At 63.9% G+C, this 25,259-nt stretch carries 27 protein-coding genes and 2 pseudogenes; 26 read left to right on the top strand and 3 right to left on the bottom strand.

Going from position 1 to position 25,259, the window contains the following annotated elements; all coding sequences use genetic code 11:
* Positions 1-27 precede the first annotated feature (27 nt).
* Positions 28-1,305, top strand: a complete 1,278-nt coding sequence (locus tag FJ414_RS16150) for a 4-aminobutyrate--2-oxoglutarate transaminase (protein WP_140645364.1) — start codon at positions 28-30, stop codon at positions 1,303-1,305.
* A 23-nt stretch (positions 1,306-1,328) separates the two neighbouring features.
* Here FJ414_RS16150 and FJ414_RS16145 read toward each other — a convergent pair whose 3' ends face one another.
* From FJ414_RS16145 to FJ414_RS16135, 3 genes are all read right to left on the bottom strand, one after another.
* Complete coding sequence (locus FJ414_RS16145; protein WP_140645363.1) at positions 1,329-1,640, bottom strand: type II toxin-antitoxin system RelE/ParE family toxin; 312 nt, start codon at positions 1,638-1,640, stop codon at positions 1,329-1,331.
* Positions 1,640-1,897: a type II toxin-antitoxin system ParD family antitoxin gene (locus FJ414_RS16140; protein ID WP_140645362.1), complete on the bottom strand. Its 258-nt coding sequence runs from the start codon at positions 1,895-1,897 to the stop codon at positions 1,640-1,642. The genes FJ414_RS16145 and FJ414_RS16140 overlap by 1 nt, the downstream gene beginning before the upstream one ends.
* 128 nt (positions 1,898-2,025) lie before the next feature.
* Positions 2,026-3,279, bottom strand: coding sequence for an FAD-dependent oxidoreductase (locus tag FJ414_RS16135; protein WP_140645361.1), 1,254 nt, complete (start codon positions 3,277-3,279; stop codon positions 2,026-2,028).
* Between the two features lie 421 nt (positions 3,280-3,700).
* Here FJ414_RS16135 and FJ414_RS16130 point away from each other — a divergent pair, with 421 nt between their 5' ends.
* The 25 genes and pseudogenes from FJ414_RS16130 (at position 3,701) to nusA (ending at position 25,256) form a co-directional block, all read left to right on the top strand.
* Entirely contained in the window at positions 3,701-4,990 is a 1,290-nt protein-coding gene (locus tag FJ414_RS16130; protein ID WP_140645360.1) for an imelysin family protein, read from the top strand.
* A 172-nt stretch (positions 4,991-5,162) separates the two neighbouring features.
* Positions 5,163-5,474 carry a (2Fe-2S)-binding protein gene (locus FJ414_RS16125; RefSeq protein WP_140645359.1) on the top strand — a complete coding sequence of 104 codons (312 nt, stop codon included), beginning with the start codon at positions 5,163-5,165 and terminating at the stop codon, positions 5,472-5,474.
* Complete coding sequence (bfr, locus tag FJ414_RS16120) at positions 5,440-5,925, top strand: bacterioferritin (protein ID WP_140645358.1); 486 nt, start codon at positions 5,440-5,442, stop codon at positions 5,923-5,925. Before FJ414_RS16125 ends, bfr begins: the two co-directional genes overlap by 35 nt.
* Positions 5,926-5,937: 12 nt before the next feature.
* Complete coding sequence (locus tag FJ414_RS16115; protein ID WP_140645357.1) at positions 5,938-7,542, top strand: di-heme oxidoredictase family protein; 1,605 nt, start codon at positions 5,938-5,940, stop codon at positions 7,540-7,542.
* Positions 7,542-8,621: an imelysin family protein gene (locus FJ414_RS16110; protein WP_140645356.1), complete on the top strand. Its 1,080-nt coding sequence runs from the start codon at positions 7,542-7,544 to the stop codon at positions 8,619-8,621. The genes FJ414_RS16115 and FJ414_RS16110 overlap by 1 nt, the downstream gene beginning before the upstream one ends.
* Before the next feature lie 3 nt (positions 8,622-8,624).
* Positions 8,625-9,740, top strand: a complete 1,116-nt coding sequence (locus tag FJ414_RS16105; RefSeq protein ID WP_140645355.1) for a DUF1513 domain-containing protein — start codon at positions 8,625-8,627, stop codon at positions 9,738-9,740.
* Between the two features lie 136 nt (positions 9,741-9,876).
* Complete coding sequence (gene tsaB, locus FJ414_RS16100; RefSeq protein WP_140645354.1) at positions 9,877-10,566, top strand: tRNA (adenosine(37)-N6)-threonylcarbamoyltransferase complex dimerization subunit type 1 TsaB; 690 nt, start codon at positions 9,877-9,879, stop codon at positions 10,564-10,566.
* Positions 10,566-11,060 (top strand): N-acetyltransferase, encoded by a 495-nt coding sequence (locus tag FJ414_RS16095; RefSeq protein ID WP_140645353.1) that lies wholly within the window; start codon positions 10,566-10,568, stop codon positions 11,058-11,060. Before tsaB ends, FJ414_RS16095 begins: the two co-directional genes overlap by 1 nt.
* A gap of 27 nt (positions 11,061-11,087) precedes the next feature.
* Positions 11,088-11,888 (top strand): lysophospholipid acyltransferase family protein, encoded by an 801-nt coding sequence (locus FJ414_RS16090; protein WP_140645352.1) that lies wholly within the window; start codon positions 11,088-11,090, stop codon positions 11,886-11,888.
* A gap of 107 nt (positions 11,889-11,995) precedes the next feature.
* Positions 11,996-13,405: a tRNA (N6-isopentenyl adenosine(37)-C2)-methylthiotransferase MiaB gene (gene miaB / locus FJ414_RS16085; protein WP_140645351.1), complete on the top strand. Its 1,410-nt coding sequence runs from the start codon at positions 11,996-11,998 to the stop codon at positions 13,403-13,405.
* An 83-nt stretch (positions 13,406-13,488) separates the two neighbouring features.
* A complete protein-coding gene (locus FJ414_RS16080; RefSeq protein WP_226892268.1) occupies positions 13,489-14,481 on the top strand; it encodes a PhoH family protein in 993 nt (330 codons plus the stop codon).
* 11 nt (positions 14,482-14,492) lie between these two features.
* Positions 14,493-14,990 (top strand): rRNA maturation RNase YbeY, encoded by a 498-nt coding sequence (gene ybeY / locus FJ414_RS16075; RefSeq protein ID WP_140645349.1) that lies wholly within the window; start codon positions 14,493-14,495, stop codon positions 14,988-14,990.
* Between the two features lie 27 nt (positions 14,991-15,017).
* Positions 15,018-16,094 carry a hemolysin family protein gene (locus FJ414_RS16070; protein WP_140645348.1) on the top strand — a complete coding sequence of 359 codons (1,077 nt, stop codon included), beginning with the start codon at positions 15,018-15,020 and terminating at the stop codon, positions 16,092-16,094.
* A gap of 12 nt (positions 16,095-16,106) precedes the next feature.
* Complete coding sequence (locus tag FJ414_RS16065) at positions 16,107-16,577, top strand: VOC family protein (RefSeq protein ID WP_140645347.1); 471 nt, start codon at positions 16,107-16,109, stop codon at positions 16,575-16,577.
* A gap of 176 nt (positions 16,578-16,753) precedes the next feature.
* Positions 16,754-18,343, top strand: a complete 1,590-nt coding sequence (gene lnt, locus FJ414_RS16060; protein ID WP_140645346.1) for an apolipoprotein N-acyltransferase — start codon at positions 16,754-16,756, stop codon at positions 18,341-18,343.
* Positions 18,344-18,483: 140 nt separating this feature from the next.
* Positions 18,484-18,906 (top strand): helix-turn-helix transcriptional regulator, encoded by a 423-nt coding sequence (locus tag FJ414_RS16055; protein WP_140645345.1) that lies wholly within the window; start codon positions 18,484-18,486, stop codon positions 18,904-18,906.
* A 164-nt stretch (positions 18,907-19,070) separates the two neighbouring features.
* Positions 19,071-20,336 (top strand): methionine adenosyltransferase, encoded by a 1,266-nt coding sequence (gene metK / locus FJ414_RS16050; protein ID WP_140645344.1) that lies wholly within the window; start codon positions 19,071-19,073, stop codon positions 20,334-20,336.
* Positions 20,333-21,043, top strand: coding sequence for a tRNA (guanine(46)-N(7))-methyltransferase TrmB (locus FJ414_RS16045; protein WP_140645343.1), 711 nt, complete (start codon positions 20,333-20,335; stop codon positions 21,041-21,043). The genes metK and FJ414_RS16045 overlap by 4 nt, the downstream gene beginning before the upstream one ends.
* 60 nt (positions 21,044-21,103) lie before the next feature.
* Positions 21,104-21,401, top strand: a pseudogene (locus FJ414_RS16040) (DUF1778 domain-containing protein).
* A 3-nt stretch (positions 21,402-21,404) separates the two neighbouring features.
* Positions 21,405-21,929, top strand: a pseudogene (locus tag FJ414_RS16035) (GNAT family N-acetyltransferase).
* Between the two features lie 29 nt (positions 21,930-21,958).
* Entirely contained in the window at positions 21,959-22,168 is a 210-nt protein-coding gene (locus tag FJ414_RS31495) for a hypothetical protein (protein WP_181166833.1), read from the top strand.
* Between the two features lie 132 nt (positions 22,169-22,300).
* Complete coding sequence (locus tag FJ414_RS16025) at positions 22,301-22,543, top strand: CopG family ribbon-helix-helix protein (protein ID WP_176476948.1); 243 nt, start codon at positions 22,301-22,303, stop codon at positions 22,541-22,543.
* The gene (locus FJ414_RS16020) at positions 22,540-22,827 is read left to right on the top strand and encodes a type II toxin-antitoxin system RelE/ParE family toxin (RefSeq protein WP_140645341.1); all 288 of its coding nucleotides are present in this window, start codon (positions 22,540-22,542) and stop codon (positions 22,825-22,827) included. Before FJ414_RS16025 ends, FJ414_RS16020 begins: the two co-directional genes overlap by 4 nt.
* A 154-nt stretch (positions 22,828-22,981) precedes the next feature.
* A complete protein-coding gene (gene rimP / locus FJ414_RS16015; RefSeq protein ID WP_140645340.1) occupies positions 22,982-23,614 on the top strand; it encodes a ribosome maturation factor RimP in 633 nt (210 codons plus the stop codon).
* Between the two features lie 46 nt (positions 23,615-23,660).
* Complete coding sequence (gene nusA, locus FJ414_RS16010) at positions 23,661-25,256, top strand: transcription termination factor NusA (protein WP_140645339.1); 1,596 nt, start codon at positions 23,661-23,663, stop codon at positions 25,254-25,256.
* Positions 25,257-25,259: the final 3 nt, after the last annotated feature.

The following is a 25,259-nucleotide window of genomic DNA, read 5'->3' as shown; positions in this document are numbered from 1 at the left end:
ACGGGCGCCGGTCCGATGAGGAATGACATGAAGAACTCAGCCATTTCCGAACGCAAGAACCAGTCGATCTCGCGCGGCGTCGGCATGACCACGCAGATCTATGCCGATCGCGCCGAGAACTCGGAAATCTGGGATGTGGAAGGCCGGCGCTATATCGACTTCTCCTCGGGCATCGCCGTGGTCAACACCGGCCACCGACATCCCAAGGTGATCGAGGCCGTCAAGGCGCAGCTCGACCGCTTCACCCACACTTGCCATCAGGTCGTGCCCTATGAAAGCTATGTGCGTCTGGCCGAGCGCCTGAACGGCATGCTGCCGGGAAAATTCGAGAAGAAGACGGTGTTCGTCACGACAGGCGCCGAGGCGGTCGAGAACGCCATTAAGATCGCCCGCAATGCCACTGGGCGCCAGGCGGTCATCGCCTTTTCCGGCGGCTTCCACGGTCGCACCTTCATGGGCATGGCGCTGACCGGCAAGGTCGTGCCCTACAAGGTCGGCTTCGGCGCCATGCCGGCCGACGTCTTCCATGCGCCGTTCCCGGTCACGCTACACGGCGTCTCCGTCGCCGACTCGCTCGCCGCGCTCGACAGGCTGTTCAAGGCCGATGTCGATCCGGGCCGCGTCGCGGCAATCATCGTCGAGCCGGTGCAGGGCGAGGGCGGCTTCTACGAGGCGCCACGCGACTTTATGGCGGCACTTCGCAAGATCTGCGACCAGCACGGCATGCTGCTGATCGCCGACGAGGTGCAGACCGGCTTTGCCCGCACCGGCAAGATGTTCGCCATGGACCACCACGAAGTGGCGCCCGACATCACCACCATGGCCAAGAGCCTTGCCGGCGGCTTCCCGCTGTCGGCCGTCACCGGCCGCGCCGAGATCATGGATGCGCCTGGCCCCGGTGGGCTCGGCGGCACCTATGGCGGCAGCCCGATCGGTGTTGCCGCGGCCCATGCTGTGCTCGACGTCATCGAGGAGGAAAACCTCTGCGATCGCGCCAATGCCCTTGGCGCCAGGCTGAAGCAGCGGCTGGACTCGATCCGTGACGACGTGCCCGAGATCGTCGACATCCGCGGTCCGGGCTTCATGAACGCCGTCGAGTTCAACGACGTGAAGAAGGGCCTGCCGTCGGCGGAGTTCGCCAACGCGGTCAGGCTGAAGGCGCTGGACAAGGGCCTCATCCTGCTCACCTGCGGCGTCTACGGCAATGTCATCCGCTTCCTGTCGCCGATCACCATCCAGGACGGAGTCATGACCGAGGCGCTGGATATCCTGGAGACCTCGATCCGCGACGCGCGGGCCGCCTGATCGAAGTTGTCAGAGTGTCGGCTTCAACTATCCTTGGGCATTTTCCTTTCATCGAAAATGCCCTGGATGTCGCGCGAGCCATGCAGGATGCGCTCAACGCGCACATTGTTACGCTCGACGGTATAGAAGATGACATATCTCTGGAACGCGACGGAACGCAGGCCTCGCCAGAGTTCGGAACGGGGAGCGCCACCACGTGGTGCATCCAAGATGGTGTCGCATCGCACTCGAAGTGCCGCTATCAAGCGGCGGGCGGCCGCCGGATTTTCAGCTTGGATGTAATCGCCAATCTCTTCGATGTCCTGCACGGCGGCAGGCGCGAAACTGAGAGCCATTATTTGCGGCTTTCCGCCGCGTATCTTTTCTCCAGCCGATCGAAAACGTCGTCGGCTGTTATAGCTGGTCCGCTCTCTACACCCTTGCGGATGTCTTCACGCAGTGCAGCAAGCTTCGCCTGCCGGTGCTCTTCACGCTCCTCCAGCAGGCGCAGACTATCGCGCACGACTTCGCTTGCACTGGCGTAGCGGCCACTCTCGACAAGCTCGCGCACGAATGCCTCGTAGCGGGAGCCAATGCTGTAGCTTGCAGGCACGGAGCAAATCTTTCGCTTTATCCGAAATTATCAATTTATGATAATTCGGCGATCGCCTTTTGCCAAGGCTTGGTGGGTGCGTCCTTTCGCGCCCCCGAGCGTTGTTATCATCATATTGGATTGAACAATCAGCCCGCCGCCCTGGTCGGTTCGTCCTGACTGAAGTCCGCGAGCGCCGCCTTCAGCGCATCTGGCCCGCCTGCCACCGTCTGCGGCGCCGGCGAGAAGCCGGCGCCGAGCATCTTGCGGCCAAGCATATGGTCGGCCGGACGGTTGACGGATTCGATGCCGAGCAGCCGGTCGCCGGCATAATGGTAGATCGAGAACTTGTTGTCGGCGAGATCGCCGAGCACAACGTGGCTGTCCCCGCCTTGCGTCAGCCCCACCATCTGCAGCTTCATGTCGCCGATATCCGACCAGAACCACGGCACGGCCGAGAACGGCTCGGCATGGCCGAGGATGGTGCGGGCTGCAAGCCTGGCCTGGTCGGTGGCGTTCTGCACCGATTCCAGCCGCACGTCGCCGCCGGTGAACCAATGCCGATAGGAGGCCGCGTCGCCGATGGCGAGGATTTCGGGAACGGAGCTTTGCATATGCTGGTCGACGCGGATGCCGTTGCCGATGGCCAGGCCGGCGGCTTCCGCCAGTTCGACATTGGGCACCACGCCGATGCCGATGATGACCATCTGCGCCGGCAGGCGCTCGCCGCCGGACGTGATCGCGACCGAGACGCGGCCGTTTTCGCCCTCCAGGCGGACGATGGTGGTGCCGGTCAGGATGCGCACGCCGATCGCTTCCAGGCGCTGACGCACATGCGCGGCGATGACAGGCGCCACGGCGCGGCCAAGCAGCCGGTCGACGGCCTCGACGACGGTGACGTTGCGGCCCGCGGCTCTCAGTGTGGCCGCGATCTCCAGGCCGATGAAGCCGCCGCCGAGAATGACCACGTCCTCGGTTTGCGCGCTGAGCTCGCGGATCGCCCGCGCGTCGGCCAGCGAGCGCAGCGAGACCACGCCGGCAAGGCCGGCGCCGTCGAGCTTGAGCAGGCGCGGCCGCGAGCCGGTTGCAAGCACCAGCCGGTCGAAGCCGAGCGTTCCACCGCCTGCGACATTCAGCTGGCCCGCGCGGGCATCGGTGCTCTCGATGCGCACGCCCGGCCGGTAATCGATGTTGTTGCCGGTGTAGAACGCTTCGCCGCGCAGGGGCTGCGGCTTGGCCTCGGCGTCCTTGATGAAGGTCTTGGACAGCGGCGGCTTGTGATAGGGCAGTTCCTTCTCGTCGCCGATCAGGATGACAGGCCCTTCATAGCCCTCATCGCGCAGGCTGGCTGCGGCCTGCACGCCGGCATGGCCGGCACCGACAATCACAACCCCGTTCGTCATCGCAATCCTTTTGTCTTGGAACTCTAGGCTCTTGCGCCAAGTGGCGATTGTCTGCCGCCGCCGCAAGGGCAGGCGTCCGGGTCGCACCCAGAACGGCTGCCTGTCAATCCGGTCTCCCGGTCGGGCGATCGTCTTAAAGTTGATAATCCTAGTTTAGAATAATTCTAAACTATTGTTTCAATTGAATTTTTTCTGCCGCGCCAGTTGACTCCCGGCCTCTCCATCGCTTTATGGAGAGCTGCGCGCGAAGCGCATCCCTTTGATGGCTGGGCCTTGAACCCTTTCGATTGGAGGCAAGTGGGTGTCTTTTTATCGCGAACCGCGCATCGGCGCGGCCACCATTTTTCCCGGCATGCTCATGCCTCGGCGCGGGTGGACACATGCGCCTATTGTTGAATTTCCAAGGAACTGGAGAAGGATAATGACGGCACGTAATGGCGGCAGGCTGGCTGCGATCTGCGCCACGGCTGCGCTGACGGCGGCGGTGTTCGTGTTGCCGGCGAAAGCCGAAACGGACGCCAAAGCGGTAATCAAGACCTATGCCGACATCGCTTTGGCCAAATATGAGGATTCTCTGACCACTGCGCAGGCGCTGGATAAGGCGGTGGATGCGCTCATTGCCAGCCCCTCGGCAGACACGCTGAACGCCGCGCGCGAGGCCTGGAAGGCGGCGCGCATTCCTTACCAGCAGACAGAAGTCTACCGCTTCGGCAACAAGATCGTCGACGACTGGGAAGGCAAGGTGAATTCGTGGCCGCTGGATGAGGGCCTGATCGACTATGTCGCCAAGAGCTATGGCAGCGAGTCGGACGAAAACGCGCTCTATACAGCCAACGTCATCGCCAACAAGGAAATCGAGATCAACGGCAAGAAGGTCGACGCCTCGAAGCTGACGCCGGAGTTCCTTTCGGGCACGCTGCAGGAGGCCGGCGGCGTCGAGGCCAATGTCGCGACCGGCTATCATGCCATCGAATTCCTGCTCTGGGGCCAGGACCTGCACGGCACAGGCCCGGGCGCGGGCGAGCGGCCCTTTACCGACTACGATCTCAAGAACTGCACGGGCGGCAATTGCGACCGTCGCGCCGAATATCTGAAGTCGGCGAGCGATCTTCTGGTGTCCGACCTGCAGGAAATGGTCGGCAACTGGAAGGAGGACGGCGCCGCGCGCAAGAACCTCACCGACGGCGACGCGAATGCCGGCATCTCCACCATCTTCACCGGCATGGGCTCGCTCTCCTATGGCGAACTGGCCGGCGAGCGCATGAAGCTCGGCCTTTTGCTGCACGATCCGGAAGAGGAGCACGACTGCTTCTCCGACAACACCTACATCTCGCATCTCTATGACGCGGTCGGTATCCGCGACGCCTACCGTGCCAGCTACAAGCGGCTCGACGGCTCCGTGGTTTCGGGTCCGTCGGCGTCTGATATGGTGAAGGCCGCCGATCCGGCGATCGACAAGGAACTGTCGGGCAAGCTCGACACCACCGTCGCCAAGATGGAGGCCATCCAGGCGCGCGCGCTGGCCGGCGAGGCCTACGACCAGCAGATTGCCGAAGGCAACACCGAAGGCAACGCTACCGTCCAGGCGGCAATCGACGCCTTGATCGACCAGACCAAGTCGATCGAGCGCGCCGTCGGCTCGCTCAAGCTGAACCAGATCGCCTTCGAGGGCTCCGACAGCCTGGACGCTCCCGACAAGGTGTTCAAGTAAGGTCCAGGGCATGATCCCAAAAAGTGGATACCGGTTTTTTGGACGAGATCATGCCCGACTAGGAAACAGGCATGATCCCAAAAAGTGGATACCGGTTTTTGGATAAGATCATGCCCGACTAACAAATAATCCAAGCGGCGCCGTGGCCGGCGCCGTCAGCCAGAGCAAGTGAATGCTGATCTGCCATTGCAACATCATCACCGAGAAGGAGATCGAGCAGACGATCGTCGGCCTGCTGGATGAGGATCCCTGGCAGCTGATCGTGCCCGCGAAGGTCTATCATGCGATGCGCAAGCGCGGTCGCTGTTGCGGCTGTTTCCCAAATGTGGTGGAAACGATCATTCGGGTCACCGAGAACTACCACGCCCGCTCAGAGGTGGGCGGCGTGGACATCGTTTCACACCTGGACCGCGTGAGAGGCTTGCGCGTCCAATACGGGAGCAGACCCCATGAAAGGCGAACCGCAGGTCATCGGGCGGCTTAATGAAGCTCTGTTTCTGGAGCTTGGAGCCGTCAACCAGTACTGGGTGCATTATCGTCTGCTCGAGGATTGGGGCTACACCAAGCTGGCAAAGAAGGAGCGGGCGGAATCGATCGAGGAAATGCATCACGCCGACAGGCTGATCGCGCGCATCATCTTCCTCGAAGGCCATCCCAATCTGCAGTCCGTCGCGCCGTTGCGCATCGGCCAGAACGTCAAGGAAGTGCTCGAATCCGATCTGGCCGGCGAATATGACGCGCGCACCGCTTACAAACGCTCGCGCGAGATCTGCCACGAGGAAGGCGATTTCGTCTCGATGAAGCTGTTCGAGGACCTTTTGACCGACGAGGAAGGACATATCGACTTCCTGGAAACGCAGCTCGACCTGCTTGCCTCGATCGGCGAGGAAAAGTACGGCCAGCTCAACGCCGACTCGGCCAACGAGGCGGAGTAAGGACATGCGGGAATGCGGCGCCCCGTAGATCATTTTTCGCGCCGCGCGCTGCGGGCAGCAATCGACGGCCTGCCGCTTCGGAAGACCCCACGATACCGGATCGGCAGCGGGGCGTCGCTTTTGCTGGCGGTCATGCTTTCCGCGCCCGCCATGGCCGGTGAGCCAGCCGCTCTCCCGACGAGCCGCACCGACCTGACGCCGAAGGATCAGGCGCGGGTTCTGGCAGTCACCAGGCCAACGACCGACTTTACCAGGCCCGAACCGTTCGAGCTGATGCAGGGCGGCGCCGGCACGTCGCGGAAGGACGTCAACCGCGATGCCTTTTCGCAATCCTCCGCCAACATCACCTTTGAGGAAGAGGGCAGCTTCAAGCTCGGCAACGCGCTGTTCCGCAAGAACTGGGTGTCGTCGCCATCCTCGACCCAGGCTTCGGACGGGCTCGGCCCGCTGTTCAACGAGCGCGCCTGCCAGAACTGCCATCTGAAGGACGGCCGCGGCCGTCCGCCGGAAGGCGATGCCGGATCGACGTCGATGTTCCTGCGGCTGGCGCGCGACGCCGCCAGCGCCGAGGAAAAGGCCGCACTTGCCGACCACAAGGTGCTGAACTTTCCCGATCCGGTCTATGGCACGCAACTGCAGGATCTTGCGGTTCCGGGCCTCAAAGGCGAAGGCCGGATACGCGTCGATTACCAGGAGCAAAAAGTGACGCTCGGCGACGGCGCCATTGTTGCGCTGCGCAAGCCAAGCTATTCCGTCGAAAATCTCGGTTACGGCCCACTCGATCCGCGCACCACGCTCTCGCCTCGGCTGACGCCGCCGATGATCGGGCTGGGCCTGATCGAGCAGATCGCGCCGGCCGATATTCTCGCCCATGCCGATGCGGATGACCGCGACGGCGACGGCATTTCGGGCCAGCCGAACATCGTGCGCGACGAACTGAGCGGCGCGGTGACTTTGGGCCGCTTCGGCTGGAAGGCGCAGACCGCCTCGATCCGCCAGCAGGCGGCCGATGCCTTTGCCGGCGATATCGGCATCTCCACGCCGGAAATGCCGAAGCATTGGGGCGATTGCACCAAGGCGCAGACGGATTGCCTTGCCATGCCGAACGGCGTGCAGCAACGCCTCGGCACGGCCGAGGCGCCGCCCCCTGTCATGGACCTCGTCACCTTCTATTCGCAGAATCTGGCCGTGCCGGCGCGGCGCGATCTCGACAAACCAGACGTGCTCGCCGGCAAGAAGCAGTTCTACGAGATGGGCTGCATTTCCTGCCACACGCCGAAATTCGTCACCATGCGCGGCACGCCCAACAAGGCGCAGGCCTTCCAGCTGATCTGGCCTTATTCCGACTTCCTGCTGCACGACATGGGCGAGGGCCTTGCCGACGGGCAACGGGTAGGCGAAGCGAGCGGCAGCGAGTGGCGCACCCTTCCGCTCTGGGGTATTGGGCTCACCGCGACAGTCAACGGCAACAGCTTCTATCTGCATGACGGCCGCGCCCGCACGCTTGCCGAGGCGATCCTGTGGCATGGCGGCGAGGGTCGGAAGGCGCGCGATCGCTTTGCCGGGGCCGCCGCGGCCGATCGTGACGCGCTGATTAAATTCCTGGAGTCGCTTTGATGTCGAAACGCCTGGCCGCCGCCCTTGCCCTTCCGCTTTTTCTGGCGATCTCCCTGCCGGCATCGGCCGCGGTGAAAGCCTCCGATGTCATCGGCCGCGCGATCGATGGTTTCGTCCGCCCAGCCTATGCCAGCCTCGACGAGCATGCGGCGGGCCTGACCAAGGCGATGCACCAGCTCTGCGAAACGCCGTCCGAAAAGAATCTCGAAGCGGCGCGCGCGGCGTTTTCCGGCACGGTCGAGGCCTGGTCGGTGGCCGAGATCATCGCCTTCGGACCGATCAAGGAGAACAACCGGCTGGAGCGCATGCTCTATTGGCCGGACCGCAAGAGCATCGGCCTGAGGCAAGTGCAGGCCACGCTGGCATCCAAGGATCCGTCAGCCACCGATCCGTCGCAACTGGCGCAGAAGAGCGTCGCCATGCAGGGCCTCGGCGGGCTCGAATATGTGCTTTACGGCGACGGCGCCGAAACGCTCGCGAGGAAGGACGATCCTTACCGCTGCGCCTATGGTGAGGCGGTTGCCGGCAATGTCGAAGCGATGGCCGGCGAGGTGCGTGATGCCTGGCAAAACCCCGATGGCTTTGCGTCGCTCTGGGCCAACCCAGGACCGAAAAACCCGCTCTACCGAGACGGCAACGAAGCGGTGACGGAACTGGTCGGCGTCTTCATCAACGAGCTGGACATGATCCGCGACGTGCGGCTGAAAGGTTTTCTCGGCGCCAGGCCCGATGCCGACAAGCCGAAGCAGGCGATCTACTGGCGCTCGCGGAACACGACGGCTTCGCTGGCCGCAAACCTGTCCGGCATCGACCAACTGTTCCAGGCTTCCAAGCTCGGCGACGCGCTGCCAGCCGATGCGCAATGGATGGCCGAATCCATCCACATCCAGCTCAGCAACGGCGTGGCGACGGCGAAGTCGATCGCCGGTCCGATCGACAAGGCGCTCGCGGATCCCGCGCTGCGCGGCAAGCTCGAGCATTTCGCGCTGATAACCTCGAGCCTGTCGACCTTGATCGGCACCAGGATGACCGCCGAATTCGGCCTGACCGCCGGCTTCTCGTCGCTGGACGGAGACTGATCGATGGCGTGGACAGGTACAAAGCTCATCGATCGCCGCGATTTCCTGCGGGCCGCGGGCGCGGGCTTTGCCGCCGCCATGGCGCCGCGTGCCTGGGCCGACACGCTTGCCGCGGACGCGGTGTTTGCCACGGCCTTCGTCAAGCGTGACGGCAGCTTCGGCGCCGCCGTGCTCTCCGAGGCGGGAAAAATCCTGCATACGGTCGATCTGCCCGATCGCGGCCATGACGTCGCCTTCGATCCGGTGTCGAAGCGTTCGGTGGTCTTCGCCCGTCAGCCCGGCACCTTCGCCGTCGTCTTCGACCAAGCCGGCCGCGACAAGCCCTTGACCATCGCCAGCATCGCCGGCCGGCATTTCTTCGGCCATGGCGTGTTCTCGCCCGACGGCGCCTTGCTCTATGCGACCGAGAACGATTTCGACAATGCGGCAGGTGTCGTCGGTGTCTACGATGCGCGGGAGAAATTCAATCGCATCGGCGAATTCCCGACCTATGGCATGGGACCGCATGAGCTGCTCCTGCTCGGCGATGGCCGCACTTTAGCCATCGCCAATGGCGGCATCGAAACCCATCCCGACTATGGCCGGGCCGAGCTCAACATCGCGACGATGAAGCCGTCCTACACGCTGGTCGACCGCGTCACCGGCGACCTCATCGAAAAACATGAATTGCCGCCGGCGCTGCATCAGCTGTCGATCCGCCACATGGATCGCGACCAGGCGGGCACCGTCTGGTTCGGCTGCCAATATCGCGGGCCGGCGACCGACCGCCCCGCGCTGGTCGGCCGCGCCGCGCGCGGCAAGGAGCTCGAGCTCTTGGAGATGCCGCAGGATGTGCTCTCCGGCTTCCGCAATTATATCGGTTCGGTCGCCGCCAATGCCGCCACAGGTACGGTCGCCATCACTTCGCCGGAAGGCAATTCGCTGGCCGTCCTCGACGCCGCCAGCGGACGCGTGGTCGCGACCAGATCGCTGGTCGAGGTCTGCGGCCTCGCGCCCGACGGCGCTGGCTTCATGGCAACGACCGGCGCCGGCGAGATCGTTGGCGGCGCCGGCTCGACCCGTTCCGAGCCGGACTATGTCTGGGACAACCACATGCTGCGCATCGCGGTCTCTGCCTGACAACAAGGTCCTGGCGCTGCCGGAAAGCAAAGCCGCTTAACATTTCTCCGCCCTGGCTCTTGCGGCGGCGGCCTATGCCGGGCAGAGGGAATTGTGTTTCGATCCAGTTCATTAATGGCCATATGAAGTTGCCTATATGAAGCTGCTCGCCATCGACTGCGCCGCCAGTCTCTGCGCTGCCTGCGTCTATGATGCAGGCGCGGGGAAGGAGCTTGGCCGTGAGGTGCGCGACCTCGGCAAGGGGCATGCGGAGCATCTGATGGCCGTCATCGAGACAGCCCTGCAAGCCGGCGGGGTCGGTTACCCTGACCTCAACGCTGTTGCCGTCTCGATCGGACCCGGCTCCTTCACCGGCCTGCGCGTCGGCGTCTCGGCAGCGCGCGGCCTGGCGCTGGCGCTGAAAATCCCGGCGATCGGCGTGACGACGCTGGAAGCCCTGGCGGCGGAGGCTGCGAATGCGTTTCCCGGGCGCGCGGTGCTTGCCGCGCTCGATGCCAGCCGCGAGGAAATCCATGCGGCGCTCTATGATAAAGCGTTAGTCGAGACTTACGGACCTTCCGTAGCTGCGCTTTCCGAGGCAGTGACCATGGCCATCGGCGCCGACGCGGTCCTGGTCGGGACCGCCGCGCCGCAGATTGCCAAGGCGGCGGGTCGTGCCTTCGAAACTGGTCCTGTGGCCGCCACAGCCGACATCGCGACCTATGCCAAGCTGGCCTTGGCCAAGGAACCGGGCGAAAAGCCGAAGCCGCTTTATCTGCGCGGCGCCGACGCCAAGCCGCAGGCGGGTTTCATTCTGCCAAGGCAGGACAGGGGAAACGATTCCTGATGCGCATACCGTTCTTTCAGCCGCGCCGCAGGGACTATGCGCTGGAACCGTTGACGGTCGCCGACAGCGCCGCTGTTTCGGTGCTGCATCGCGAGGATTTCGTGCGGCCCTGGACCGACGGCGAATTCGCAGCACTTCTCGAGCAGGACACGGTCTTCGGCTATGCCGCGCGTGAGACCGGCCAAGGCTCCAAGCCGCCGGTTGGCTTCGTGCTCGCGCGGCTGGCGGCCGGCGAGGGCGAGATCCTGACCTTGGCCGTCGCCCGCACGCATCGCCGCCAGGGGCTCGGCTGGCAATTGATGGACGCGGTGCTGCGCGAATTGCATACGCAGCGCGCCGCGGCGCTCTTCCTCGAGGTCGACGAGACCAACACGCCGGCGATCGGGCTTTACCGCAGGCTCGGCTTCCGCCAGGTCGGCCATCGGCCGAACTATTATCGCTCGACCGAGCACGGCCCGACCGGCGCGCTTGTCATGCGCCGCGATCTTCGCTAGCCAGTCCGCGCGATAGGGCCGGAGCGAATGATCAAGAAATTGCGGATTTTCCTGGCGCTCGCCTATGTCGTCGTCTGTTCGCTGGTGCTGGTGCCGCTGCAGATGCTGTCGATGAAGACGGGGCTGTGGCCCGAAACCTTCATTCTCAAAATCTGGCACAGCATGATCCTGCGGGCGCTCGGCATGCGGGTGCATGTGAAGGGCGCGCTGGCCAGGGAACGTCCGCTGCTGGTGGCGGCCAACCACATTTCCTGGACCGACATCATGGTGCTCGCCTCCTTTGTCGATGTGAAATTCATCGCCAGGGCCGACATGGAGGGCTGGCCGCTGATCGGCATGCTGTCCAAGCTGCAGCGCACCGTCTACATCGAGCGCGAGCGCAAGCGCACCTCCGGCGACCAGGCAAGCCAGATTGCCAGGCGCATGGCCAAGGGCGATGCCATGGTGCTGTTCGCCGAAGGCTCGACCGGCGACGGCAACCTCGTGCTGCCGTTCAAGAGCACGCTGTTCGGCGCGGCCTCCATGGCGATTTCGGAAGGGGCGGCCGAACAGGTCTTCATCCAGCCCGTGGCGATCGCCTACACGCGACTGCACGGCATGCCCATGGGACGCCGCCATCGGCCGATGACCGCCTGGATCGGCGACCAGGATCTGATGCCGCACCTGAAAACCTTGCTTGCCGAAGGGGCGATCGATGCCGAGGTGCATTTCGGCGAGCCGGTGCCGTTCTCCAAGGGTTCGAACCGCAAGGAGACGGCAAGGCTGATGGAAGCCAAGGTGCGCGAGATGATGCAGGCCATCCTCGCCGACCCGGCCAAGAGCCGCTGATTGTTATGTCGCCCAAAGGCCTGTAACGGTTTTGGAACAAGGCGGCGCGACGCGCCGCGGGCAGAATCGTCTGTTTTTTGTCACGGAAAGGCGCTAGAAGCCGCCCGATGGAATTGAACACGATTGAAAGCCACGGCATCGGCACTGCGGCCGAGCACTCGGCCGGCACTGACCGCGCGGCGAAAAAGGTCTTCGTCAAGACCTATGGCTGCCAGATGAATGTCTACGATTCCCAGCGCATGACCGATGCGCTGGCCGCCGACGGCTATGTCGCCACCGACGCCGTCGAAGACGCCGATCTGGTGCTGCTCAACACATGCCATATCCGCGAAAAGGCGGCGGAAAAGGTCTATTCCGAGCTTGGCCGCATCCGCGACATGAAAGCCGAACGCGCCGTGGCCGGCCGCGAGCTCTTGATCGGCGTCGCCGGCTGCGTGGCGCAGGCCGAAGGCGCCGAGATCATCCGCCGCGCCCCGGCGGTCGATCTGGTCATCGGCCCGCAGACCTATCACCGGCTGCCCGACGTGCTGGCGCGGGTCCGCGGCGGCGAAAAGATCGTCGAGACCGAATACGCCATCGAGGACAAGTTCGAGCATCTGCCGCAGCCCAGGCGCGCCGAATTGGCAAAGCGCGGCGTCACCGCCTTCCTGACGGTGCAGGAGGGGTGCGACAAGTTCTGCACCTTCTGCGTCGTGCCTTATACGCGCGGCTCCGAGGTTTCGCGCCCGGTGGCGCAGATCGTCGCCGAGGCCGAGCGCCTGGCCGAGGCCGGCGTGCGCGAGGTGACGCTGCTCGGCCAGAACGTTAACGCCTGGCACGGCGTCGGCGGAAATGGTGAGGAATGGGGGCTCGGCCGCCTGCTGTTCCGCCTGGCGGAAATCCCCGGCCTGGCACGGCTGCGCTACACCACCAGCCATCCGCGCGACATGGACGACGAACTGATCGCCGCGCACCGCGATCTGCCGGCGCTGATGCCCTATCTGCATCTGCCCGTGCAGTCCGGCTCGGATCGCATTCTCAAGGCGATGAACCGCCGGCATACGGCGCGCGATTATCTCGCGCTGATCGAGCGCATCCGCGCCGCCCGAACCGACATCGCCATGTCCGGCGACTTCATCGTCGGTTTCCCCGGCGAGACCGATGCCGACTTCGAAGCGACGCTGCAGCTGGTGCGCGAGGTGAACTATGCCTCGGCCTTTTCGTTCAAATATTCGCCGCGTCCCGGCACGCCGGGCGCCGAAATGGATGGCCATGTCTCGGAAGCGGTGAAGGACGAGCGTCTGCAGCGTCTGCAGGCTCTCCTTCTCAGGCAGCAGCAGGATTTCGGCTCGAGCCTGGTCGGCAAGACCATCGGCACGCTGATCGAGAAGCCTGGCCGACAGGCCGGCCAGAAAGTAGGCCGTTCACCGTGGCTGCAGCCGGTTATTGTTGACGACAAGGCCGGCGGAATCGGTGACATTATCGACGTACGAATCACAAGGACGGGCTACAACAGCCTGTTCGCCGAATTGGTCTGACGACCTCGGCAGATGAGGAGAGACGGTTGAGCGCTGCTGAACTGAAGAATCCGCCCCAGAACCAGGCGTCCGGGGCCTCCGACATGGCGCACATCGTACTGACCTTCGACAACAACAAGCTAGCCAGCGCCCTTTACGGCCAGTTCGATGAGAACCTCGCCCGGCTCGAGCAGAAGCTCGGCGTCGACATCCGCTCGCGCGGCAATCAACTGACGATCAAGGGCTCCGCCGCCGCCGCCGAACAGGCGCGCCGCGCGCTGGACACCCTCTACGGCATCCTGCAGAAGGGCGTCGACATTGGCCAGTCGGATGTCGACGGCGCCGTGCGCATGGCGATTGCCGCCGACGACCAGCTGACCCTGCCGACGATGGAGCGCAAGGGCAAGGTTTCGGCCGCCCAGATCGCGACGCGCAAGAAGACGATCTACGCCCGCTCGCTCAACCAGGACGCCTATATGCGGGCGCTGGAGCGTTCCGAAATGGTGTTCGGCATAGGTCCCGCCGGCACCGGCAAGACCTATCTGGCGGTGGCGCATGCGGCGATGCTGCTAGAACGCGGCATGGTCGAGCGCATCATCCTGTCGCGCCCGGCCGTCGAGGCCGGCGAGCGGCTGGGCTTCCTGCCCGGCGACATGAAGGAGAAGGTGGACCCGTATCTCAGGCCCCTCTACGACGCGCTTTACGACATGATGCCGGCCGACAAGGTCGAGCGGGCGATCGCCGCCGAAGTGATCGAGATCGCGCCCTTGGCCTTCATGCGCGGCCGCACGCTGGCGCATGCGGCGGTGATCCTCGACGAGGCGCAGAACACCACGCCGATGCAGATGAAGATGTTCCTGACCCGTCTCGGCGAGAACTCCCGCATGATCGTCACCGGCGATCCGACCCAGATCGACCTTCCGCCCAACACCAAGTCGGGCCTGGTCGAAGCGCTGCGCGTGCTCGACGGCGTGCCCGGCATCGTCACCGTCCGCTTCAACGAAGGCGATGTGGTGCGCCACCCGCTGGTCGCCGAGATCGTCAAGGCATATGACCGCGACGGCAAGCTGGCGCGAGGCTTGGGCGCCGAAAGCTGACTATAGGCCCTATGGCTCAGAAGCCGGAATTTGGCGGCGAAGCGCCGGTCGATATCGATATTTTCGTCGAGGCAGGCGCTTGGCCCGCGGAAGCCGAACTGACGCGTCTCGTCGATCGCGCCGTTGCGGCCGCCTTTGCCGAAACCGGCGCGGGCGGCGCCTCCGAGCTCAGCGTCGTCTTTTCCGACGATGCCCATATCCGGACGCTCAATGCCGAGTGGCGCGGCAAGGACAAGCCCACCAACGTCTTGTCTTTCCCGGCTTTTTCCTTTCCGAAAGGCGGCAAGCTGCCGCCGATGCTGGGCGATATCGTGCTGGCTTCTGGGACGGTGGCGCGCGAGGCCGCTCTGGAAGACAAGCCGATTGAAGACCATATCACCCATCTCGTTATCCATGGCCTGCTGCATCTTTTGGGCCATGATCACGAGACCGACGCTGAGGCGGAGGAGATGGAAGCGATCGAGCGAGCGGCGCTTGCGAGGCTTGCCATTCCCGATCCCTACGCGTAACAAAAAAGCTCAATTGACCCGATGGCGATGAACGACACACCAGAAACTGCCGCCCGTCCGGACGCCGGCAGTGCTGCCAAGCCTTCCGAAAAGACGGAAGAGGGCTCCAGTCCGAGTATTCCCGCCGGCAGCGCGGCCGCGGAGCCGACGCATGCCGGTCCTTCGCTCTTCGACCGCGTGCTCGGCCTGTTCCGGCACCGCAACGGCACCAGCCTGCGCGAAGAGATTGCCGGCGCGCTCGCGGAAACGGCGACCGATGCCGGCGCCTTCTCGCCCGGCGAACGCGCCATGCTCAACAACATCCTTCGCCTGCGCGAAGTCCGGGTCGAGGATGTCATGGTGCCGCGCGCCGATATCGAGGCGGTCGAGATCAACACGACGCTTGGCGATCTGCTCGGCCTGTTCGAGCAGTCCGGCCATTCGCGCATGCCGGTGTATTCCGAGACGCTGGACGATCCGCGTGGCATGGTCCACATCCGCGACGTGCTCGCCCACATCACCAAGCTCGCCCGCGTCAAGAAGGGCCGCAGCAGATCGAAGACGCCGGCGTCGACCGCGCTCGACCTTGCCCAGGTTGATCTTGCGCGTACCATCGGCGATCTCAGCCTGATCCGCCCGGTGCTGTTCGTGCCACCCTCCATGCTTGCCTCCGACCTGATGGGGCGCATGCAGACGAACCGCACGCAGATGGCGCTGGTCATCGACGAATATGGTGGCACCGATGGCCTCGCCTCGCTGGAGGATATCGTCGAGATGGTGGTCGGCGACATCGAGGACGAGCATGACGACGACGAGCCGATGATCACGCAGACCGGCGACGGCGTCTTCGTTGTCGACGGCAAGGCCGAGATCGACGAGGTCGCCAAGATGATCGGCGAGGATTTCGCCGCCGGCGAGCATGGCGAATATGTCGACACCATCGGCGGCATGATCTTCAACACGCTCGGCCGCGTCCCCGCTCGCGGCGAAGTGGTGCAGGCCATTCCCGGCTTCGAGTTCCACGTGCTCGACGCCGACCCGCGCCGCGTCAAGCGCGTGCGCATCGTGCAGAGCCAGAAGGGCGAGCGCCAGCGCCGCCGCGCGGCCCGCACCGAACAGGCCTGATATCGCCGTCCGATGGCGATAGACGATCCGTTCAAGCACGCGGTTCTGGGTTCGGGTGTTTTCTACAAGGATCCACGCGCGGCATTGATCTGGCTGCAGGCGGCCTTCGGCTTCGAGCCGAGCATGCTGGTGAGCGATGCCGACGGTCGGCTGGTGCATGCCGAAATGCGTTTTGGCGACGGCTACATCATCGTCGATTCCGAATGGGATGAGCATATCGCCAGCCCGGCCTCCGTCGGCGGCAAGAACACGCAGGCCGTCTATGTGCGCCTGCAGCAAGATATCGACGTGCATTGCGAGCAAGCGCGCGCGGCGGGCGCGCAGATCGTCGAGGAGCCCGCCGACCATTTCTACGGCGAGCGCCAATACCGCGCTCGTGACCTCGAAGGCCATGTCTGGACATTCACCCGCACCGTGCGCGTTGTCCCCAAGGACGAGGCTGAGCGACTGAGTGGCCTGCGCATCCAGGGCTGGCACCGCTGAGCTTTTGCAACCAAGCGGAACCGCTTGGCGTTGCAGAAATGCGGCTAAACAAAGAGCTATGGCGGGATTCCCGCGATAGTGCGACCGTGTGTCAGGCCGCGCTTATCTGGGTTTGGAACGCCGGGCCTAGCCTGTTAAACCTCTAGCTCCCTGATTCGCGCGACTTGGGAAGCTGGATGCAGCGCTTTACCGGCCGGATAATTCTGCTGTGGGGGTGGCGGCGGGCGCTGGTGGCGTTTGCCGCCGGAGCGCTGGCGGTGCTTGCCCAGGCGCCTTACGATTTCTTCGCCGTCTGCTTCGTTTCGTTCCCGGTCCTCGTCTGGCTGCTCGACGGCGCCACCGGCGAGGCTTCCGATGGCTGGTTCCGGCGCCTGCGGCCGGCTTTCGCAACAGGCTGGTGGTTCGGCTTCGGCTACTTCCTCGCCGGTCTCTGGTGGATCGGCCAGGCCTTGCTGGTCGAGGCCGACAATTTCGCTTGGGCCTTGCCCTTCGCCGTCGTCGGCATCCCCTTCGCATTGGCCTTCTTCTATGGCTTTGCCACCGTGGTGGCGCGGCTGTTCTGGAGCAGCGATATCGGCCGCATCGCCGCCCTTGCCTTCGGGTTCGGCCTTGCCGAATGGTTGCGCGACTTCCTCTTCACCGGCTTTCCCTGGAACGCCGTCGGCTACGCGGCGATGCCGGTGCCGCTTCTGATGCAGAGCGTGTCGGTGACCGGCATGATCGGCATGAACGCGCTCGCGGTCTTCCTGTTTTCGCTGCCGGCGCTGGTGGCGGCGCGCCGGCATCTGAGGCTGGGCGTTGCCCTGTTCGTCGTCCTCGCCGCCGCCCATGTCGGCTTCGGCTATTTCAGGCTCGCCATGCCCGCCGAGCCGGCAACACGATCCATCGACGTCCGCATCGTCCAGCCCGCGGTCGACCTCAGCGAAAAATGGGACGCCTCGGTGCGCGACCGCATCTTCGCGACTTTGCTGGGGATATCGGGGAAAGCACCCGAAGAAAGTCACGCCAAGCCCCAGCTCATTCTGTGGCCGGAGACATCGGTGCCGTTTCTCTTCACCGAGCGTCCGGACGCGCTGACGGCACTGGGCGACATGCTGACCGACGGCCAGATGCTGATTGCCGGCGTCGTGCGCGAGGAGGGCGGTTCGGCGAATGCCGGCAGCCGCTATTACAATTCCGTGGTGGCGATCAACGACAAGGGCGAGATCGTCGATGCCGTCGACAAGGTGCATCTGGTGCCCTTCGGCGAATATCTGCCTTTCGCCGACCTGTTCGAACGCTTCGGCATAGGCCAACTCGTCGCCGGACCGATGAATTTCGCCGCCGGCAACGAGCGCCATCCAATCGCCGTGCCGGGCGGCCTGCGTGCCGCGCCGTTCATCTGCTACGAGGTTATCTTTCCCGATCTCGTCGCCGCCGACTCTGCGTCATCTGACGTAATCGTGAACGTCACCAACGACGCATGGTTTGGCGACACGCCAGGCCCGTATCAGCACTTCAGGCAGGCGCAGATTCGGGCAGTGGAGAATGGATTGCCGCTGCTGCGCGCGGCCAACAATGGCATCTCCGCAGTCGTCGATTCGCGCGGGCGCATTATCGACGCGCTTGCCGTCGACGCGCGCGGCGCCATCGACGCGCATGTGCCGGTTTCTGGGCGCGCCCTCCTGTCTGCGAAACAGCGGCGCATTAACGGATTGCTGATCATGTTGCTGTTAGCGCTGATTGCCCTCACATTGAATGTAAGGCAGCGGCTACGGGTGAATTGACAGTCGGCACATTAGAAACTCATACTGTAACGCCTAAAATTTTCTCGAAGTCGGTTGGAGGGTTCTGTTGGGGCAGGTGGCTCCGGCTTCATATGGGCGGAACAAAATAGAAAAAGCCGGAAAAATTCGGCGAGGAAAAAATGACAGAAGAGAACAAGAAGAAGCCGAATCCGATCGACATCCATGTCGGGAGTCGCATCCGGCTGCGTCGCAATATGCTTGGAATGAGCCAGGAAAAGCTGGGTGAAAATCTCGGCATCACCTTTCAGCAGATCCAGAAGTACGAAAAGGGCACGAACAGGGTTGGCGCCAGCCGTCTGCAGGCGATCGCCTCCATCCTGAGCGTTCCTGTCGCCTTCTTCTTCGAGGATGCCCCGGGCGAGGAGGCCGGCGGCGGCAATCGAGGATTTGCGGAAGACTCCTCGATGGCGTTCGCCATCGAATTCTGCGGCAGTCCCGAGGGGCTTCAGCTCAACCGGGCTTTCGTCAAGATCGGCGACGTCAAGGTGCGCCGCAGGATCATCGATCTGGTCAAGGCGCTTTCCGCGGAAGACGCCGATTGATTTTACCGATGCCACCGGCGGCGCTCTGCCGCCGGTGGCATAGCCGGCCTTACCGACATTCATGCCAGATCCGTCGCGCCGCTTGACGAGCGGCGCCCGGCACCGCTAACACGTGGCGCGCCAAAATCGGCAGCCTGCCGATCTTTTTTCAAGAGGGGACACCCGTGACGCGGCAGAATTATCTCTTCACCTCGGAATCCGTCTCCGAGGGTCATCCCGACAAAGTTTGTGACCGCATCTCGGACGAGATCGTCGATCTGGTCTATCGCGAAGCCAAGAAGACGGGCATGGATCCGTGGAAGGTGCGCGTCGCCTGCGAAACGCTGGCCACCACCAACCGCGTCGTCATCGCCGGCGAGGTCCGCGTCCCCGACACGCTTTTGAAGAAGGACAAGGCGGGCAACGTCCTCAAGGATGCGTCCGGCCACCCTGTGGTCAACCCGGCCAAGTTCAAGTCGGTTGCCCGCAAGGCGATCCGCGAGATCGGCTACGAGCAGTCCGGCTTCCACTGGAAGACCGCCAAGATCGACGTGCTGCTGCATGGCCAGTCGCCCGACATCGGCCAGGGCGTCGACAATGCCGCCGACCGCCAGGGCGAGGAAGGCGCGGGCGACCAGGGCATCATGTTCGGCTACGCCTGCCGCGAGACGCCCGACCTCATGCCGGCGCCGATCTATTACAGCCACAAGATTCTCGAATTGCTGGCGGCGGCACGCCATGAAGGCAATGGCGAGGCCGGCAAGCTCGGCCCGGACGCCAAGAGCCAGGTCACCGTGCGCTATGCCGACGGCAAGGCGGCGGAAGTCACGCAGATCGTGCTCTCCACCCAGCATCTCGATACGAGCTGGGACTCCAAGAAGGTCCGCAAGGTGGTCGAGCCCTATATCCGCGAGGCGCTTGGCGACCTGAAGATCGCCGAGGACTGCAACTGGTACATCAACCCGACCGGCAAGTTCGTCATCGGCGGGCCTGACGGCGATGCCGGCCTCACCGGCCGCAAGATCATCGTCGACACCTATGGTGGCGCGGCGCCCCATGGCGGCGGCGCCTTCTCGGGCAAGGACACCACCAAGGTCGACCGCTCGGCCGCCTATGCGGCGCGCTACCTTGCCAAGAACGTGGTGGCGGCCAAGCTTGCCGACCGCTGCACCATCCAGCTCTCCTACGCCATCGGCGTCGCCCAGCCGCTGTCGGTCTATGTCGACCTGCACGGCACCGGAAAGGTGGACGAATCGAAGCTCGAGGATGCGCTGCGCAAGGTCATGGACCTGTCGCCGTCGGGCATCCGCCGTCATCTGGACCTCAACAAGCCGATCTATGCAAAAACCTCGTCCTACGGCCATTTCGGCCGCAAGGCCGGTCGCGACGGCTCCTTCTCCTGGGAAAAGACCGATCTCGCCAAGGCGCTCAAGGACGCCGTCGCCGCCTGACGCCAGCGGACGCAAAGGACAGGCCAAGCCGGGCGACCGAAGGCTTCTTCGGTCGCCGGCACGGCAAGACTATACGCCCTCAGCAGGCGATCGCCCTCGAAGGCGGCCTGCGCGAATACCGGGTCGACCTGACGGCGGAAGCGCCGGCTGATCTCAGGACCTTGTTCAAGGCACAGGTTTCGGCGCTCCAGCTGGAAATCGGCTTCGGCGGCGGTGAGCATCTGTTGCATCGCGCCGCGGAAGCGCCGGCAACCGGCTTCATCGGCGTCGAACCCTTCGTCAACGGCATGGCCAAGATGATGACGGCGCTTGGCAAGACGCCGCTTGCCAATCTGAGAGTCTATGACGACGACGCCACGCGCCTGCTCGACTGGCTGCCGGAAGCCTCGCTCGACGGCATCGATCTGCTCTATCCCGATCCATGGCCCAAGAAGAAGCATTGGAAGCGACGCTTCGTCGGCGCCGCCAATCTCGGCCGCTTCGCCCGGGTGCTGAAAGCCGGCGGCAGGTTCCGCTTCGCCTCCGACATCGACAGCTATGTGAACTGGACGCTGCTTGCCTGCCGCGCCAGTGGCGCCTTTGAATGGCAGGTGCGGGATGCCGCCGATTGGCACCGGCCCTATGAAGGTTGGCCCGGCACGCGCTATGAGGCCAAGGCCATCCGCGAGGGGCGGCGGCCCGCCTATCTGACGTTCATCCGGAAGTAATCGGGCAATCTGTATTGCATATAGGGCTACAGATCGCTGCATTGCAGGCTGGAGACAGCTATGGCCGCCTCGGTTGAACGTAAGGAATACCCGATCTCGATGCGCCTGCCGGAAGCGGACGTGGCGATGATCGATCGTGCCGCCACTCTGCGCGGCCGGTCCCGCACGGATTTCGTGCGCGATGCCGCCGTGCGCGGCCGAGGATGTGCTGATGGATAACCGTCTTGTCCGCATGAGACCGGAAGGGTTCGCGGAGTTCATGCAGGTTCTGTCGGCCCCGGCCGCGCCGGTTCCCGACATGGTGGAATTGGTAAAGCGGTCTGCGCCTTGGGAAGCTGGTTATACGACGAAGCGCTGACCAGTGGCCTTATCGGCTCCCGAACCGCTTACGGCAGTTCACGACGTGTCCGGATTTTCCTGTGGGAAGCCTGCACTTGATCACTGGCTAAAAACCCGCGCGCTTTCCAATCAGGAGAAGGGCTTCACAGCCGTTCTCGTCGTCCACGAAGCCGGCCGCGTGATTGGATATTACGGTTTGGCGCCGACGGCCGTCGTGCCTTCGATCCTGCCCCGGTCAGTCCGCACGGGCAACCGCTCGACCCGGTGCCGTGCCTGCTCCTCGGCCAGCTTGCGACCGATACCGGTTGGGCTGGGCGCGGCATCGGCACCGGCTTGGTAAAAGCATGCCCTTCAGCGCTGCGTTCAGGCGGCGGAACTGATCGGAGGGCGTGCGCTGATGATCAATGCAGTCGATGCGGAAGCGGCGCAGTTCTGGCAGCGCGGGGGATTTCTCCCGACGAGAGACGATCCGCTCATCTTATTTCGTTCGATCGCGGCAATCGCCGCGTCGCTGGTGGACGCCCACCGCCATTCAGCGAGATGTTGACGGTCGGGCTTCCGTTTATGAGGCTAGAAGTGGCCTATCCGATCGAAAGCGGCCGGATCGATGCCGAGCTTCTTCAGGGCGCTGCGGCGCGGCTTGCGCCCGGCCTCGACGGCTCGCGCGGCCGTTGCCGCGCTGCCGAATGTGTTGAAGAAATCGCCGATGACGAAAAACAATCCACGGTCCATATGATCAGCTTCACGCGCCACCGCGCGCGTCCTTTCTTTTGCACTGCAACCTAGATGGTGACGACAGTCGGTTCACAAAGGGCTGCATGGCCGCCATGCGCGGCGCGCAACGCAGGCAGTCCAGGCGGGTTCTTGACGAACCACTTTGGTTCCATCACATTCAGAGTGAACCAGAATGGAGACAGGATGATGAGTGCCTTTACCGTGCGGCTTCCTGATGAGACCGTGGCCAAGCTCGACCAATTGGCCGAAAAGGTGGATCGCTCCCGTTCCTACGTCGCTGCTCAAGCGATCGAAGACTATGTCGCCAGGGAAGAATGGCAGCTTGCCGAGATCGAGGCCGGCCTTGATGAAGCCGATCGAGGAGAATTTGCAAGTGAGAAGGATTTGGCCGGCGTCATAGCGAAATACGTCAAGTCCGAACGATGAAGCGGATCCGCTGGACCCAGCGCGCCGTGCGCCGTCTCGACCAGATTGGCGCTTTCATCGAAAAGGACAATCCAACAGCCGCGGCGAGGGTTGTTGCCCGCATCGTTTCCTCCGCGGACAATCTCGCCGAGCAACCCGCCATGGGGCGGGTCGGGCGGGTGAAAGGGACACGAGAGCTGGTCCTGGCTGACATGCCATACATAATTCCCTACCGCGTGGTCGCCGGCGAGATCGAGATACTCACCGTGATGCATGCGGCCCAGCGATGGCCGCGCCAGTTGTAGACACGGCCGCCAGCCTTGCCTGCAGGCTTGAAATACAATTCGGGATCGTCTATATCGACCTCAAATTCTTGGTCGGTATGACGAAGAGTGGGTCCACCCGGTCCCGCTCTTTTTTATTACCTGCCGGCCGGAAGTGAAAAGCGACAGGGATCTGATGACTGTAGCGGCAAGCGAGGCCGACGACCGTATCATCCGCGAAAGCGGCATCGATGCGCGCATTGCGCTGATCGTGCAGCCGGTGCTCAAGGCCATCGGCTTCCGGCTCGTGCGGGTGCAGTTGACCGGCCAGAACGGGCTGACGCTGCAGATCATGGCCGAACGCGAAGACGGCACCATGACAGTCGAGGATTGCGAAGAGGTCAGCCGCGCCGTGTCGCCGGCGCTCGATGTCGATGATCCGATCGAAAAAGCGTATCATCTCGAAGTTTCGTCGCCAGGCATCGACCGGCCGCTGGTGCGCAAGTCGGATTTCACCGCCTGGACCGGCCATCTGGTCAAGCTGGAGACATCGGTTCTTGTCAGCGACCGCAAGCGCTTCAAGGGCAAGATCGCCGAGGCGGATGCCGACGGCATCCTGATCGAGCGCGACAAGGCGGCCTATGGCGAAGAGCCGACGGTGCGCGTGCCTTACGACGCGATCGCAGAGGCCCGGCTGGTGCTGACCGACGATCTCATCCGCGATGCCCTGTCGAAGGACAACCGGGCGCGCAAGGAAGCCAGGAAGCGCCGCGGCGAAGCGGAAGACGCCGCCGCCGGCGAGGAAAATGAAACCGAACAGGAAAGTTGATTGAGTAGCCGGGCTGTATGCCCGGCGCGAAATCGGGAGAAAGACAATGGTTGTAAGCGCCAACAGGCTTGAACTGCTGCAGATCGCCGATGCGGTCGCGCGCGAAAAGTCGATCGACAAGCAGATCGTCATCGCCGCCATGGCCGATGCGATCCAGAAGGCGGCGCGCTCTCGTTACGGCCAGGAGACCAACATCCGCGCCGACATCAACCCGAACACCGGCGAGATGAAGCTGCAGCGGCTGATGGAGGTGGTCGAGGCGGTCGAGGACTACGCGACGCAGATCGCGCTTTCCACGGCTCGCGAGCGCAATCCCGATGCCCAGGTCGGCGACTTCATCGCCGAGCAGCTGCCGCCGATGGATTTCGGCCGCATCGCCGCCCAGTCGGCCAAGCAGGTCATCGTGCAGAAGGTGCGTGAGGCCGAGCGCGATCGCCAGTATGACGAATACAAGGATCGCATCGGCGAGATCGTCAACGGCACCGTCAAGCGCGTCGAGTACGGCAATGTCATCGTCGATCTCGGCCGGGGCGAGGCGATCATCCGCCGGGACGAGCTGATCCCGCGCGAGAACTACAAATATGGCGACCGCGTGCGGGCCTATGTCTATGACGTGCGCCGCGAGCAGCGCGGGCCGCAGATCTTCCTGTCGCGCACGCATCCGCAGTTCATGGCCAAGCTCTTCACCATGGAAGTGCCGGAAATCTACGACGGCATCATCGAGATCAAGTCGGTCGCCCGCGATCCGGGCTCGCGCGCCAAGATCGCCGTCATCTCACGCGACAGCTCGATCGATCCGGTCGGCGCCTGCGTCGGTATGCGCGGCAGCCGCGTCCAGGCGGTGGTCGGCGAATTGCAGGGCGAGAAGATCGACATCATTCCGTGGTCGCCATCGGCCGCGTCCTTCATCGTCAACGCGCTGCAGCCGGCCGAGGTCGCCAAGGTGGTGCTCGACGAGGATGCCGAGCGCATCGAGGTGGTGGTGCCGGACGACCAGTTGTCGCTGGCCATCGGCCGTCGCGGCCAGAACGTGCGGCTTGCCTCGCAGCTCACCGGCTGGGATATCGACATCCTGACCGAGCAGGAGGAGAGCGAGCGTCGCCAGAAGGAATTCGTCGAGCGTTCCGCACTCTTCATGGAAGCTCTCGACGTCGACGAGATGGTCGGCCAGGTGCTCGCCTCCGAAGGTTTCACCAGCGTCGAGGAAGTCGCTTATGTCGACTCGGGCGAAATCGCCTCGATCGACGGCTTCGACGAGGACACCGCTTCGGAAATCCAGACCCGCGCCCGCGAATATCTGGAAAAGATCGAGGCCGAGCACGACGAAAAGCGCAAGGCGCTGGGCGTCCAGGACGAGCTGCGCGAGATCCCCGGCGTTACCACCGCCATGATGGTGACGCTCGGCGAGGACGGCGTGAAGACGATCGAGGACTTCGCCGGCTATGCCGCCGACGATCTGACCGGCTGGAAAGAGCGCAAGGACGGCGAGACCAAGGTCTATCCGGGCGTGCTTGCCAGCCACGGTGTCTCGCGCGCCGATGCCGAGCAGATGGTGCTCGCCGCCCGCAAGCAGGCCGGCTGGATCACCGAAGACGAGCTTGCAGCCGAACAAGTCGCGGCTGACGAAGCCGTTGGTGCGTGAGGT

Origin of the sequence: Mesorhizobium sp. B3-1-6, assembly GCF_006439555.1 — a bacterium.
In the GTDB taxonomy this organism is placed as follows: Bacteria; Pseudomonadota; Alphaproteobacteria; order Rhizobiales; family Rhizobiaceae; genus Mesorhizobium.
The sequence above is the reverse complement of the archived record's forward strand: the minus strand, read 5'-3'. Positions and strand labels throughout refer to the sequence as shown.